Origin of the sequence: Nguyenibacter vanlangensis, from assembly GCF_013376155.1 — a bacterium.
GTDB lineage: Bacteria > Pseudomonadota > Alphaproteobacteria > Acetobacterales > Acetobacteraceae > Gluconacetobacter > Gluconacetobacter vanlangensis.
The window spans coordinates 1-896 of record NZ_JABXXP010000943.1 but is presented as its reverse complement, the minus strand read 5'-3'; the positions used below and the strand labels follow the sequence as shown (position 1 = coordinate 896).

The window sequence follows — 896 nt, the reverse complement described above, 5'->3', positions numbered from 1 at the left end:
CAGCAGCGTGCCCAGCAGGCGGGTCGCGCCCGTCATCGCGCCCTTCGTCATGCCGCCCATGCTTCTCATGCCGCGGGCTCTCCAAGGGCGGCCAGCCAGCGCGTGGCCTGGGCGCGGACATTGTCCGGCGCGGTGCCGCCTTCGCTGGTGCGCGAGGCGATCGAGGATTCGACGGTCAGCACCGAGAAGATTTCGGCGGTGATGCCGGCTTCCTCGGCCTGCATTTCTTCCAGCGTCAGGTCCGCCAGGTCGACGCCCCGCTTTTCGGCCAGGCCGACCAGGCGGCCCGTGACGTGGTGGGCGGTGCGGAAGGGCAGTTTCAGGACGCGTACCAGCCAGTCGGCCAGGTCGGTGGCGGTGGAGAAGCCCGACCCGGCATAAGTGCGCATCCGTTCGGTATGGGGCACCAGGTCGCGCACCATGCCGTCGCAGGCCGCCAGCGACAGGGCGGCGGCGTCGGTCGCGGCGAAGACCGGTTCCTTGTCCTCTTGCGTGTCCTTGGCATAGGCCAGCGGCAGGCCCTTCATGACCGTCAGCAGCCCGACCAGCGCGCCGCTGATGCGGCCGATCTTGGCGCGCACCAGTTCGGCGGCGTCGGGGTTGCGCTTCTGCGGCATGATGGACGAGCCTGTGGTGAAGGCGTCGGACAGGCGCACGAACGAGAACGGCGCCGAGCACCAGATCACGATTTCTTCGGACAGGCGCGACAGGTGCATGGCCAGGATCGAGAGCGCCGAGAGATATTCCAGCGCGAAATCCCGGTCGGACACCGCGTCCAGCGAATTGGCGGTGGGGCGGTCGAAGCCCAGGGCCGCCGCCGTCATCCGCCGGTCGATGGGAAAGGACGTGCCGGCCAGCGCGGCCGAGCCGAGCGGGCATTCGTTCAGGCGCCGGCG

General features: G+C 69.6%; 1 protein-coding gene. It reads right to left on the bottom strand.

The window, feature by feature from the left end:
- Positions 1 to 65: 65 nt before the first annotated feature.
- A partial coding sequence (gene argH, locus HUK84_RS20340) for an argininosuccinate lyase (protein WP_176641814.1) occupies positions 66 to 896 on the bottom strand: 831 nt, incomplete at its 5' end.